Below are 12,880 nucleotides of genomic sequence, written 5' to 3' on the forward strand. Positions count from 1 at the left end.
ATTAATTATTTAAGTCTAGATTTAATTATAAATACCGAAAATTTTATTATTTATATAGTAAAATTTATTGTTTTTTACAGGTATATGTATATTACAAAAATGTAAATTAACATATTTATTATGTAAAAAACATGTTAAATATGAATAATTGAATACTTAAAACATTTACTATCATGCACGCGGAAAAGCTTGAGAATACTTACGTTTTAAAGATTCAATAGAAACATGAGTGTAACGCTGAGTAGTATTAAGCGATGAATGACCCAATAATTCCTGCACTTCGCGTAGATCTGCTCCACCATTCAACATATGCGTAGCAGCACTATGCCGCAAAGCATGAGGAGAAATATCCGGAACATGCGCACTTTTAGCCTCGTCATGCACAATCTGCCTTACCAAACGCTGATCAATACGCTTTCCGCGAGTACCAAGAAATACTGCCTCTTCAACAGAATTTCGCAATAAAATTTCTCGTCCATCTTTAGAAATCCAAGCAGATAAAGCTTTATAAGCAGGAACCCCAAAAGGCACAACACGCTGCTTATTTCCCTTACCAGTAACTTTTATAGTGTGCGAGGAAAAATTAATATCCTGAATATTTAAACTAGTAAGCTCACCAACACGAATACCAGTCGCATATAAAAGCTCCAGAATTGCAGCATTGCGAAGTCCTACAGCTTTCTGATTTTTGGGACACGAAGTTGAAACATTAGCTTTAGAATCAACATTATTCATTAATGATTCTGCTTGATATTCATCCAAAACAGATGGCAGCATATTTTTAATTTTTGGCGTCATTAAAATTTCTGCAGGATTACCGCTTATGTATTCAACATGCTGACACCACGCAAAAAAACCACGCACCGCAACTACTTTGCGAGCCAAACTTGAACGCGCATGACTTCGCGACTCATCAGCCATCCACGAACGCAAATCATCCGTAGTAAGCTCCGAAATATTATTAAATCCGTGCCGATTACACCATGCTAAACATTGCAAAATATCACTGGCATAAGCTTTCTGCGTGCGTTCACCCAAGCCTTTATTAGCACGAACATAATCAATATAATCATCTATTAAACTCATATATTTAGAAGGTAAGCCTAAGAAATTTTCAGAAACAAATTTATTGTTGCTCATACTTAACTCACCCTTCCATAAAAGTTTAAAACAAAACGTTTGCCATATACTTCAGTCACATGCATAATACAACAAGGAGCATGTTATGAACACACAAACACGGAATTTAACTACACTACCACAGCAAATACCTGCAGGCTCGCGCATAGTAGTAAGAACTTACAAAATTATAGAAGACAATAACAATGGAACACAAAAAATCGAGTATCATGATGCAATTGGGCACGTACTCGAGTGGGACGGGGTAATGCTTCATTTACTTCGAGATCCTGCAGCAAACGGCACTAGAGCTGCCGAAGAAATGTTCATTGATGCCAAAACTATTTACCGTTTAAAGCCAATCCCAGAACGCAAATTCCAAAAGCCGCTTAGTCTGTAGAATTGTCTGATAAGGAGCAAGTTTTACACATTTCTCAAGGAAGCATCTGAGCGCAATAGCAGTTGCGAAGATTCGTTGATGTTAAATCCGGAAAGTTCAACAATGGATTCTCCTAAGCGCGCGGATTCTAATAATTCCTGCTGCCAATTGATTTGAGAATCATACTTCCACAATCTGCTATTTGCAGCATCGCTTTGTTGCATACTAGTTTTAGACGAGTTGCGCTGCAAGTATTTATATTCTCTCCAAGATTGAGCTTTAGCAAAAAACTCTTGCTCTAAAGCATCCGCGGTTTCAACATCATTATCTAACATATTTGCAGCAAAAGTTAGCTCAGAAATTACGGAACGCAATAATTTCGCAGTATTATGCCGATTTTCACTTACCATAGCACGAGTGCGTTGAGGATCAGTAAGAGCAACTCGTGTCATATCTCGCCAGGAACCTGCAGATAGTTGTAAAGCAATAGCACGATTAGATTGTTCACATAATACGTTTGCAAGAGCTGTTGCAACAACATGAGGCATGTGAGAAATAAGAGCTGCAGAATTATCGTGCGTTGCATCATCCAAAACTATTGCGCGATTCTTGCATAGCGAAACAATCATTTGCAAAATATTTCTAACTCGCCAAAACTCAGTAGAATCATCAACAGTTAAAGCCCACAAAGCACCATTTAAAAGCTCACCACTAGAAGCTTTCCAACCAGTAAATTCACTACCAGCCATCGGATGCGCACCAACGTAGCAATCTTGCAAACCTGCATCTTTTACTTGCTCTCGAACTAAAGTTTTTACGCTGCCAACATCGCTAATAGTTGTGCAAGATTTGTCAATATAAGGTGCAACTTCATGCAAAATACTTGGCATAGCGGCTAAAGCATTGCATAAAATCAAAACATTTGGACGAAGTTTTGCTAAATCTTGCACTTTTTCTACGCAAGTAATTCCTAAACTTTTAGCTTCGTCATAAGGCTCATTATGACGATTCCATGCATATACGTTGCAATTTGCCAGTTTAGCAAGTCTTTTTGCAAGAGATCCACCAATAAGACCAAGACCTACAATGCCAACAGAAAATTTTTGCGAAAATTCAGCATCTTCTACCATAATAATTCTCTTTCTGCACGCATTACGTTCAAATTACGTAAAGCATCAACTGAAGGTTCAACGCACACTCCACCATGAGGTAGCATCCAATCATCCATCACCGGATTCTTGCGTTTATCAGAAGAATACACTGCTAAAACTCGAACCCAATCACCATGTTCAACAACCTCTTGAATCATAGCTTTACACGTAGAATCCCAAGGAGCAGCATCAACAGTTGCAATAAAACTGTATAAACCGCCTTGCCCTTTAATCGGTCTAGACATAAAGGAAGTCATATTAAGACCATGATCACGCACAACATCAAGCAAATTTGCTAACACTCCAGCACCTGTGCAACGAGGAATAAACGCAATAATTGAGGAAAATGATGAAAAGTTTTCGCGCTGCGTATTAACAAAATTTAAAGCCTCATCTCGAGGAGCTAGCACTAAAAACTCAGTTCGCGCGCCAGAAAAATCTTCAACTGCTTCACTCACAATCTGCCTATTGTATAAATCAGCACAAATTTTAGGGCATAAAGCAACTTCTCCAGGAACTAAATCCCTACAAGCAGCAGCATTTGAAGACGCAGTTTTTTCTTTCAATCCACGCTCTTGAGCAAACTTACGACATTGTGCCAACGCGTGAGGGTGAGCAACAATAGTAGAACAGTTATCGATTGAATCTGACTTGCAAATAACAGCATCAAAACTAATATCGACGCCTATTCGAGTAATACCAACCATATTTTTTGCATCAATGAGTAAATCTAAATTAGGTATTACAACGCCTTCAATATTGTTTTCCCACGCAATAACACCCCAATGGTGATGCTCTTCGATTTCACTAGCAATACTAAGAACATTCTCGCAAGCAATTGGAATAAGTCGCAAATTCTCAAATGATTGTAACTGCTGCTGAACTTTTAAAGCTGCTTGATGAGTAAAAGAACCTTCCGGCCCTAAATAGCATAATTTACGTGAGAACTTACTGTTACTACTATTCATAAGTATTCCTTAAAAACTGTTGCAGTTAAGAATATTGTAATCAAGACTACTGTAAAAAATACTGCTTAATACTTCTTTGTATGCAAAATTCACAGCGAAGTCACGCTTAAATTATTGCAAATTCTTTGCTCATTTCACTATTCAATAACAAACCAACGCTGAGGCATACAAAGCAAGACTAAGTGAGCAACAAGAACGCCGTAAAGCCAAAAATATCCAACATATTGCGAACACCATGGCAACGGTATTGTGAAACCAACAGGTACTAGAATTGCACTGCCAATAAAATCTAATGCGAGAATCCAAGCAAACGCGGAGAAAACTATTGCGTGAATAAGTAATCCACTCCAACCACTACGAGATCTTGCACACCAAGCAGACAAAAACAGCAAAAGCATAGATAATACGAATCCGTAAGGAATGTTATCCATTGCACCGCAGCGATGAGCAAAAGTACCAATCAACGCGCATATTACTGCAGAAACACACGTGGTCGCATACCTGCCCCACGAAGGCAAGCGATGCGACCACGGTTTCGACGACATAATAAAACCTAACGTTCCATTACTAATTGGTATATTGCGATTATCATGCAGCGTTGTTGTTTTGACGACGCTGCTTAGCACGCCACTTATACCATTCGTCACGGCTCAAAATAATCTTGCGCACGCGAATTGCTTCAGGTGTAACTTCCACGCATTCGTCTTCGTTAGCAAAGTCAAGAGACTCTTCCAAGCTCATCTTGATTGGCGGAGTCAAGGTCTCGAGAACATCAGCGGTTGAAGAACGCATGTTAGTCATGTGCTTAGCAAGCGTAATGTTTACATCCAGCTCATCTGGCTTGTTGTTAATACCAACGATTTGTCCTTCGTAAACTGGGCTTTGTGGATCAACGAAGAATACGCCACGAGCTTGCAAACGCTGCATAGCATAAGGAGTTGCAACACCCTTGCGGTCACAAACCATGGAACCATTCTGACGAGTCACAATCTGACCAGCCCATGGAGCATAACCGGCGGAAATAGAGCTTGCAATACCAGTTCCGCGAGTAGCAGAAAGCAAAGCAGTGCGGAAACCGATAAGACCACGCGAAGGAACAGTAAATTGCAAACGAACCCAACCAGAACCGTGGTTGCTCATAGAATCCATGCGACCCTTGCGATCAGCCATAAGCTGAGTGACGGTACCCATGTACTCTTCTGGGACGTCAATTGTAGTGCTTTCCATAGGCTCATTAATTTGACCATCAATAGTCTTGGTAACAACCTGAGGACGACCAACTGTAAGCTCGTAGCCTTCGCGACGCATCTGCTCAGCTAGCACAGCCAAAGCAAGCTCGCCACGACCTTGAACTTCCCAAGCATCTGGACGCTCAGTTGGAATAACCTTAATAGAAACGTTACCAATAAGCTCGCGATCCAAACGATCCTTAATCATACGAGCAGTAAGCTTATGATCTTTGCCTTCAGTACCGGCAAGAGGAGAATCGTTTACTCCGAAAGTCATAGAAATTGCAGGATCGTCGACATGAATTAATGGAAGCGGCTTTGGATCGTTTTGGTCAACGATAGTTTCGCCAATCATAATGTCGTTTACGCCAGCAACAGCAACAATGTCGCCAGGACCTGCAGAAGCTACAGGAGTGCGCTCCAAACCTTGAGTGCGAAGAAGCTCAGAAACACGGAAGTTTTCAATGGAACCGTCGACGCGAGAAAGACCGTAAGTCTTGCCCTTTTCCAAAGTTCCGTTGTAAATTCGCACTAAACCGAGACGACCCAAGAAGTCAGAGGAATCAATGTTTGCAACATGAGCTTGAAGAGGAGCGCCTTCTTCGTATTCAGGAGCTGGAATGTTCGAAATAATAGAATCAAACAATGGCTCCAAATTATCGTTATCTGGCAAACCACCATTTTCAGGCTGATTAACAGAAGCATAACCAGCTTTAGCAGCGCAATAAATTACTGGCAAATCAAGCAAAGCGTCGAGATCGAGGTCAATACCTTCCTCGACAACATCCTGAGCCAAGCCAAGAAGCAAATCTGTAGATTCGCCAACAACTTCTTCAATACGAGCATCTGGACGATCTACCTTATTTACGCACAAAATAACAGGAAGCTTAGCTTCCAAAGCTTTACGAAGCACAAAGCGAGTCTGTGGAAGAGGACCTTCAGAAGCGTCAACCAACAAAACAACGCCGTCAACCATAGAGATACCACGCTCGACCTCACCACCGAAATCAGCGTGACCTGGAGTATCAATAACGTTAATAGTGATACCTTCTGGATGACCATACTTTTCAGCTAATGGACCTGTGTACTGCACAGCAGTGTTCTTAGCAAGAATAGTAATGCCCTTTTCGCGTTCCAAATCATTGGAATCCATAACGCGATCTGGAACTTCTTCACGCTCAGAAAATACGTGCGACTGCTGAAGCATGGCGTTTACCAGAGTGGTCTTACCGTGGTCTACGTGCGCCACAATTGCCACATTTCGAATATCACCGCGAACAGTCATCACAAACCTCTTCCATTCTTCGCGTTTTAAGTAATTATTAACATGCAACCGCTTAAGCTATAAACATCAGCTAAAAACAGTAGCTATATACATTATTGACAAGCACCCAAATAGGTAAACTGCCAAACCGCACCGATTTTACTAGTGAGCGCAGACAGCTTTTAATCCACACTAACGCAGAACAACAAGAACTTACGCAACAACACCTTTAGCAATAAGCTCACGCGCAACTTCGCGGTACTCTTTTGCAGTCTTGTGTTCAGGAGCAAAAATAGTGATAGGAACTGCAGCAACTGTAGAATCTGGCAGCTTAATAGAACGCGAAATCACAGAGTGCAAAACGCGATCTTGGAAAGCTTCATAAATGCGCTGCAACACTTCCTCACTATGAAGTGTGCGAGTGTACATAGTGACAAGAACTCCAAATACTTTAAGATTTGGATTAATACGAGATTGTACCTTCTCAATTGATTGCATAAGAAGAGCCACGCCTCGAAGAGCAAAAAACTCTGCAGCAAGTGGAATAATCACACCATCAGCTGCCGTTAACGCGTTTACAGTAAGCAAGCCGAGAGAAGGCTGACAATCGACTATAATAACATCGTATTCGTCGCGCACTTTGCGCAATACACCTGCTAATATCTGCTCTCGTCCTACTTCGGTTACTAACTGAACTTCAGCTGCAGATAAATCAATATTTGCAGGAATAATATCAATATTTTCTGTTTCAGTATGACGAATTACGTCGTGAACATCTACAGACGAATCAAATAATGCCGTATAAACTGTATTATCAAGCGCATTTGCGTTAATTCCAAGTCCAACTGTTGCTGCACCTTGCGGATCGAAATCAACAATCAAAACGCGACGACCATACTGACTTAGTGCGCCAGCAATATTAATGGAACTTGTAGTTTTACCAACTCCACCTTTCTGGTTGCACATTGCAATAATGCGAGCAGGACCGTGTGAAGCTAACGGCTCTGGTGCATGAAAAGTTTCGTATTCGCGTCCAAGTAAATCAGTAGGCATGTTCCCCACTTTATCAACAGGTATACTCACGAAACTCTGAGCATAAAATTATTTAGCTCGAGGATGGCTCATTACGTAAGCTTCAACTAATGCGTCGGGACTAATATGCGTATAAATTTGAGTTGTTGTAACTGAAGCATGTCCAAGCAACTCTTGAACTGTGCGCACATCAGCACCACCTGCAATAAGATGCGTGGCAAGAGAATGACGCAGCGTATGCGGATGCAATGGTTTGTCAAGTTTTGCACGCTCGCCAGCTTGCGTTACTATTGCCCATGCTGATTGGCGAGAAAGTGCATTACCTCTCTTATTTAAGAAAATTGTGTGCAATTCACGTTTGCCCTTTAACGTTAATTCTGGGCGAGATTTCTCCATATAGTTACGAAGAGCACGAACAGCACAACCACCAATCGGGACTAAACGCTGCTTAGAGCCTTTACCTGTAAGTTTTACAACAGATTCGTTTAAATCAATATCTTCGAATTTTACGCCAACTGCTTCCGAAATTCGCGCTCCAGTAGCGTACAAAAATTCTAGCAAAGCTGCATCTCTAATCGAAATAGCGTCCTCGCTACCAAAATTTCCAGCAGCTTCAATAACTCTATTTACCTCTTCAATACTTAAAACATCCGGCAAATACTCGGCTTGTTTTGGAGCTTTTACTTGCGCTGAAACGTCAGCTTGTATATCGCCATGAGCAAGCATAAAGCGGTGCCATTCGTGAATACTTGCAAGTCGACGCGCAACTGTTCTAGTTCCCAACCCTAATTCATTCAAAGTTCGAATGTATGATTCAATATCTAATTGAGAAATAGTAGTAATATCTTTTATTTTTCGTTCGTCGTAAAGCCAGCATGTGTAATCTTGCAAATCTGAAGCGTACGCAGATACTGTTTTTTTAGAAAGACCACGCTCAATATCAATATGCGCAATAAAGCGTTGAATATGAAGTGCAAACTCTTCAGGAATATTATTTTTCCTATTGTCAGAATCAAGATTTGAGCGCATAAAAATAATTATAGCTAATAAATAAATTTGTTGATTTAAAAGAAAAAGCCCACCTAAATTGGTGGGCTTAAAATAGAACTCTATTAAAGCAAAATCAGGCTTCAACTGGAGCGTTTACATCAGCTGGCAATGCAGCCTTAGCAGCTTCGACAACAGCCTTGAAAGCTTCAATATCGGAAACTGCGAGCTCAGCAAGAGCGCGACGATCCAATTCGATGCCTGCCAAGTGCAAGCCCTGAATGAAGCGATTGTAAGTGATGCCTTCAGCGCGAACTGCTGCGTTAATGCGCTGAATCCACAACTTGCGGAAATCACCCTTGCGAGCCTTGCGGTCGCGGAAGTTATAAGTAAATGAGTGGAGCAGCTGTTCCTTTGCCTTGCGATAAAGACGGGAGCGCTGACCGCGGTAGCCAGAAGCCCTCTCAAGAACAACGCGACGCTTCTTGTGAGCGTTTACTGCGCGCTTTACTCGTGCCATAAGTATTCCTCAGCTTTCTTAAAATTTTCGATTGCGTATTCGTTTACAAGCAATTCTTACTTGTTACTTACTTAACGAGCAAGCCCTTAAGCTTCTTGCTCTGCGCAGTAGCCAATACTTTATCTTCAGAAAGAGCACGACGCTTACGAGCCGACTTGTGCTCCAAGTTGTGGCGCATGGCGCTACCATCGTGCATCACCTTACCGGTACCGGTAAGACGAACGCGCTTGGACGCTGCGGAATTAGTTTTCATCTTCGGCATTGCTGCCCTCCTTGTGATGTTGATCGGATTGCATAGCATTTACTGCAGCTGCAGCTTGTGACTGAACTTCTTGCTTAGCTGCAAGACGAGCAGCCTGACGAGCTTGACGCTCAGCGCGAGATTCAGCGCCACGACGACGCTGCTCAGACTGTGTATGAATTTTCTTGCCTTTTGGAGCAAGAGTCATAATAATATTTCGACCTTCTTGCTTTGGCGCAAACTCTACTGTGCCACTTTCAGAGACCTCATCTGCAAGTCGGCGCAACAATTCAACGCCACCAACCGGACGAGATTGCTCACGGCCACGCAACATAATAGTTACTTTTACCTTGTCTCCGCCGTTCAAGAAACGAAGCACATGATCTTTCTTCACATCGAAATCGTGATCGTCGATCTTAAGGCGGAAACGAATTTCCTTAACCTCTGCGACGGTTTGATTACGACGTGCTTCACGAGCCTTAATCTTTTCGTTGTACTTGTACTTACCGTAGTCAATAAGCTTGGCTACTGGAGGCTTAGCAGTAGGTGCAACTTCGACAAGATCGAGGTTAGCTTCCCTTGCAAGGTTTAACGCGACAGAGGTTGCGATAACTCCCACTTGCTCGCCCTTTGGACCAATAAGGCGCACCTGAGGGACTCGAATTTCCTCGTTAATGCGTGGTTCGTCGCTAATGATGACTCCAATCCTTCTAAATACTTGTAAGATGCAATACACCAAGAAGTCCAAGAGCTTAAGATTCACTACTTCATATCAATAAAACGCTACAAACAGCGCAGCAAGCAGCACAAGAAGCTAACTTGCGTGACCGAAGTCATGAACCCGAAACCACAGCAGGCTTCCAGGTGGGGACATCCCACTTTCTTGATTACTCAAGCCGAATGTCTATTCTACTAGAAGCCTTGACAAAAAAGCAGTCAACACACGAAACGTGTTTTGACTGCCACAAATCAAAGCTAGAACTATGCGATTTCTACGCTAACTGCATTGGCTCAGGCTTCAATCCATCATGATTAAAGTACACATCATACCAAGTCAGGAATGTGTAAACTGTCCAAATCTTACGACGATCGTCATTTTTCTTTGCATAATTATCGTCAATCATACGAAGTAAAGCATCTCTATCGAAGAATTTAGCAGCATCGTCACTTTCAAACGTCTTACGCACAATCTTATAAAAACGTTCCTCACGCAACCAATCCTTAACTGGCACAGGGAAACCAAGCTTTTCTCTGTCATACCAAGCTTTTGGCAAATGACGGGACGCAGCTTGTCGGAAAGCAAACTTCGTATTTTCGTCAGTAATTAAATATTTAGTAGGAACTTTTTCTGCAACATCCATAAGAACGCGATCAAGCAAAGGCACGCGAAGCTCCAAAGAATGTGCCATAGTCATTTTATCTGCCTTAAGCAAAATATCTCCTGGCATCCATTGATGCATATCAAGATATTGCTTTTTCTTCACTTCAGAAAGTCCCTTACCAGCAATTCTATTGTAAATAGCATCAACAATGCTGCGAACGCTAGGACCCTTGCGATACTCAGGCTTCAAAAGTTTTACAGCATCTTCCTCATTGAAGACCTTTGATTGGCCGATAAAATGCTCCTCAGCTGGAGCTAAATTAGCGTACAAGTGCCACGCTCCATGGAAATGCTTACCCTTTGCAGCTCGACCAATCGCGTAACGTAACTTTTTTGGCAACTTTGCAAGCATGCGAGTCACAACTTTAATAAGTTTAGAACGCGTATGAACACCATAATCAATGTATCCTGCAAATAATTCATCTGCTCCCTCACCGCTTAGCACAACGCGTAAATCTTGCGAAGCTAATTTTGCAAGGAAGAATAATGGGACGCAAGAGAAGTTAGAATCAGGTTCGTCCAAATACCACTGAATTTGTGGGAAATAACGGAATGCGTCAGCGGCGTCAATAATTTCAGATTTATTGTTTAAGCCAATAATTTTTGCCAATTCGCTTGCTTGTTTGGATTCATTGTATCTTCCACCAGCAAAACCAATAGAATATGTGTGTTCAGGGCGCGCAACAGCGGCAACATAACTTGAATCAACTCCAGAAGAAAGGAACGAACCAACTTCAACATCCGCAATTTGGTGAGCTTGAACAGAATCACAAACTGTTTTATCGATAGAATCAACTAATTCATTCAAGCGTTGCTTTGTTTCTTTGAAATTAGGATCGTAATATTGCTCAATCTTCATTTCGCCATTCTTATACGTAAAGCAATTACCTTCACGCAGCTTAAAAACGCCTTTGAAGAAAGTTTCGTTAATTGCAGGATATTGGAATGTCATAAACGGCTTAAGCGCATTTTCGTTAAGTTCCTTCTTAAAATCTGGATGGCGCAGTAAAGATTTAATTTCGGATCCGTACATAAAAGTACCGTTCATTTGCGCATAATAAAAAGGCTTAATACCGAAATGGTCGCGAGCGCCAAACAATTCTTGAGTACTCTTGTTCCAAATAACAAATGCAAACATTCCGCGTAAACGATTAAGTAAGCCTTTACCCCACTCTTCGTATCCGTGCACTAATACTTCTGTATCGCAATCAGTGTGGAAAGTGTGACCAGCTTTAATAAGTTCTTCGCGAAGTGGCTTGTAGTTATAAATCTCGCCATTAAAAGTAACTGCAAGATTCCCATCCTCGTTGTACATAGGTTGGGATCCACCGTGAAGATCTATAATGCTAAGTCGACGAAAACCAAGTGCTGCGTGTTCGTCAATCATAGTTCCATACTCGTCAGGACCACGATGCACAATCACATCTGTCATATCTTTTACAATTTGGCTTTTGACGTTAATTGGGGTGTCATTAATGAACCCTGCAATTCCGCACATTTATTTCTCCTCGTAGAATATACAACACAGCATTACGTTAGTCTACTAGCAAATAATTAACGAAAATCCATAATAACTTGGAAAATCTAACTTGCCATGCAATATTACACCAAGCACTTTATGTTAAGCGAGTATTAGTCTAAAAATTCCTGTATTTGCCGGAATAAAAACAATAAAATACGCTAAAACCAAATCCAAAAAATGGCATAAAACATAGTCAAATGTTGGTTGACACTACGCTTATAAACTCTTGTTATAAATGTATGTCATCAGTACAAATGCAGCGTTATTATGTTGCTATGGAACCTTTGCAACGCTGCGTAGTATTAGCAGCAGGAGATTATTACGATCATACGCGTGAGCATGTGCCAGATCGCGCTTTAACAATTGCAGCTGATGGAGGCTGGGATCATGCATGTAAATTAGGTTTGCATGTGGATGCGCTCATCGGCGATTTTGACTCTGTTAGATTAAAGCTCCCTACTGATGCAGTTATTACTAGATTGCCTGCAGAAAAAGATGATCCGGACTTACTTTCTGCGTTGAAAGTCGGTTGGGCTAAAGGCTCTCGAGAATTTCATATTTTCGGAGGATTAGGTGGTCGAGTTGACCATACTATTTCTAATATTCAACTTATGGTTCGTTTAGCGCGTCGCGGTGGAATTGGATTCTTGTACGGCGACGGTCAAATTGTTACAGCAATACATGATGGATCTCTTGATTTTCCAGCATCATCTGGAAATGATTTGCGCATAGTTTCCGTTTTTTCTCATACTCCAGTTTCTAATGATGTAAATGAAGTTGGATTAAAGTATCAGCTTAAACACGCAACCATGCATGGAGATGCAGTACAAGGTTTAAGTAACGAATTATTAAATGATACGCCGGCTCATATTGACGTTCATGAAGGAACACTTATTGTAACCTTCCCTATTAACGCTCCATTGCCACAGGTGAGCTGGTTTAAAAGACCAATTGGAGATTTAGGCGAAGTTGATGCTTCTATATCGGAAGCATTAGCAGTTCCTCTTGAAAGCGAGACTACTCCAACATATTCGACTACTGCAGCTGCTGAAGCAATGACGTATAACGAATAGCGCAAACTTTAGTT

At 41.5% G+C, this 12,880-nt stretch carries 13 protein-coding genes; 2 read left to right on the forward strand and 11 right to left on the reverse strand.

Features of this window, described 5'->3' with window-relative positions; all coding sequences use genetic code 11:
* Positions 1-171: 171 nt before the first annotated feature.
* Positions 172-1,140 (reverse strand): tyrosine recombinase XerC, encoded by a 969-nt coding sequence (locus HXT39_RS04545; protein ID WP_004110385.1) that lies wholly within the window; start codon positions 1,138-1,140, stop codon positions 172-174.
* Positions 1,141-1,225: 85 nt separating this feature from the next.
* On the opposite strand from HXT39_RS04545, the gene HXT39_RS04550 reads away from it, so the two are divergent.
* Complete coding sequence (locus HXT39_RS04550; RefSeq protein WP_012913969.1) at positions 1,226-1,519, forward strand: DUF6725 family protein; 294 nt, start codon at positions 1,226-1,228, stop codon at positions 1,517-1,519.
* Positions 1,520-1,542: 23 nt separating this feature from the next.
* Here HXT39_RS04550 and HXT39_RS04555 read toward each other — a convergent pair whose 3' ends face one another.
* The 10 genes from HXT39_RS04555 to asnB all read right to left on the reverse strand — a co-directional run bounded on the left by HXT39_RS04555 (position 1,543) and on the right by asnB (position 11,769).
* Complete coding sequence (locus tag HXT39_RS04555; protein WP_004110388.1) at positions 1,543-2,628, reverse strand: prephenate dehydrogenase; 1,086 nt, start codon at positions 2,626-2,628, stop codon at positions 1,543-1,545.
* Positions 2,622-3,617, reverse strand: a complete 996-nt coding sequence (locus HXT39_RS04560; RefSeq protein ID WP_102703417.1) for a prephenate dehydratase — start codon at positions 3,615-3,617, stop codon at positions 2,622-2,624. The genes HXT39_RS04555 and HXT39_RS04560 overlap by 7 nt, the downstream gene beginning before the upstream one ends.
* 137 nt (positions 3,618-3,754) lie before the next feature.
* Complete coding sequence (locus tag HXT39_RS04565; protein WP_041160476.1) at positions 3,755-4,162, reverse strand: hypothetical protein; 408 nt, start codon at positions 4,160-4,162, stop codon at positions 3,755-3,757.
* 43 nt (positions 4,163-4,205) lie between these two features.
* The gene (typA, locus tag HXT39_RS04570) at positions 4,206-6,131 is read right to left on the reverse strand and encodes a translational GTPase TypA (protein ID WP_064621387.1); all 1,926 of its coding nucleotides are present in this window, start codon (positions 6,129-6,131) and stop codon (positions 4,206-4,208) included.
* A gap of 192 nt (positions 6,132-6,323) precedes the next feature.
* A complete protein-coding gene (locus HXT39_RS04575; RefSeq protein ID WP_076002697.1) occupies positions 6,324-7,163 on the reverse strand; it encodes a ParA family protein in 840 nt (279 codons plus the stop codon).
* Between the two features lie 48 nt (positions 7,164-7,211).
* Positions 7,212-8,171: a site-specific tyrosine recombinase XerD gene (gene xerD, locus HXT39_RS04580; RefSeq protein WP_102703467.1), complete on the reverse strand. Its 960-nt coding sequence runs from the start codon at positions 8,169-8,171 to the stop codon at positions 7,212-7,214.
* Between the two features lie 94 nt (positions 8,172-8,265).
* Positions 8,266-8,649, reverse strand: a complete 384-nt coding sequence (gene rplT, locus HXT39_RS04585) for a 50S ribosomal protein L20 (protein ID WP_004105106.1) — start codon at positions 8,647-8,649, stop codon at positions 8,266-8,268.
* A gap of 67 nt (positions 8,650-8,716) precedes the next feature.
* On the reverse strand, positions 8,717-8,911 hold the full coding sequence (rpmI, locus tag HXT39_RS04590; RefSeq protein WP_004128670.1) for a 50S ribosomal protein L35: 195 nt from the start codon (positions 8,909-8,911) through the stop codon (positions 8,717-8,719).
* Entirely contained in the window at positions 8,892-9,629 is a 738-nt protein-coding gene (infC, locus tag HXT39_RS04595; protein WP_199172886.1) for a translation initiation factor IF-3, read from the reverse strand. The genes rpmI and infC overlap by 20 nt, the downstream gene beginning before the upstream one ends.
* A gap of 253 nt (positions 9,630-9,882) precedes the next feature.
* Entirely contained in the window at positions 9,883-11,769 is a 1,887-nt protein-coding gene (gene asnB / locus HXT39_RS04600; protein ID WP_102703416.1) for an asparagine synthase (glutamine-hydrolyzing), read from the reverse strand.
* 299 nt (positions 11,770-12,068) lie between these two features.
* Here asnB and HXT39_RS04605 point away from each other — a divergent pair, with 299 nt between their 5' ends.
* Positions 12,069-12,866 carry a thiamine diphosphokinase gene (locus HXT39_RS04605; RefSeq protein WP_033888660.1) on the forward strand — a complete coding sequence of 266 codons (798 nt, stop codon included), beginning with the start codon at positions 12,069-12,071 and terminating at the stop codon, positions 12,864-12,866.
* The last annotated feature ends 14 nt before the right edge of the window (positions 12,867-12,880 follow it).

The organism is Gardnerella sp. DNF01159, from assembly GCF_049244215.1.
GTDB classification, from domain to species: domain Bacteria; phylum Actinomycetota; class Actinomycetes; order Actinomycetales; family Bifidobacteriaceae; genus Bifidobacterium; species Bifidobacterium swidsinskii.

Excerpts from the sequence above, each read along its gene's own strand:
- HXT39_RS04555 (WP_004110388.1), bottom strand. The coding sequence starts at position 2,628 with ATGGTAGAAGATGCTGAATTTTCGCAAAAATTTTCTGTTGGCATTGTA.
- HXT39_RS04545 (WP_004110385.1), bottom strand. The coding sequence starts at position 1,140 with ATGAGCAACAATAAATTTGTTTCTGAAAATTTCTTAGGCTTACCTTCT.
- typA (WP_064621387.1), bottom strand. The coding sequence starts at position 6,131 with ATGACTGTTCGCGGTGATATTCGAAATGTGGCAATTGTGGCGCACGTA.
- HXT39_RS04575 (WP_076002697.1), bottom strand. The coding sequence starts at position 7,163 with ATGCCTACTGATTTACTTGGACGCGAATACGAAACTTTTCATGCACCA.
- rplT (WP_004105106.1), bottom strand. The coding sequence starts at position 8,649 with ATGGCACGAGTAAAGCGCGCAGTAAACGCTCACAAGAAGCGTCGCGTT.
- HXT39_RS04565 (WP_041160476.1), bottom strand. The coding sequence starts at position 4,162 with ATGTCGTCGAAACCGTGGTCGCATCGCTTGCCTTCGTGGGGCAGGTAT.
- HXT39_RS04560 (WP_102703417.1), bottom strand. The coding sequence starts at position 3,617 with ATGAATAGTAGTAACAGTAAGTTCTCACGTAAATTATGCTATTTAGGG.
- HXT39_RS04550 (WP_012913969.1), top strand. The coding sequence starts at position 1,226 with ATGAACACACAAACACGGAATTTAACTACACTACCACAGCAAATACCT.
- xerD (WP_102703467.1), bottom strand. The coding sequence starts at position 8,171 with ATGCGCTCAAATCTTGATTCTGACAATAGGAAAAATAATATTCCTGAA.
- HXT39_RS04605 (WP_033888660.1), top strand. The coding sequence starts at position 12,069 with ATGGAACCTTTGCAACGCTGCGTAGTATTAGCAGCAGGAGATTATTAC.
- rpmI (WP_004128670.1), bottom strand. The coding sequence starts at position 8,911 with ATGCCGAAGATGAAAACTAATTCCGCAGCGTCCAAGCGCGTTCGTCTT.
- asnB (WP_102703416.1), bottom strand. The coding sequence starts at position 11,769 with ATGTGCGGAATTGCAGGGTTCATTAATGACACCCCAATTAACGTCAAA.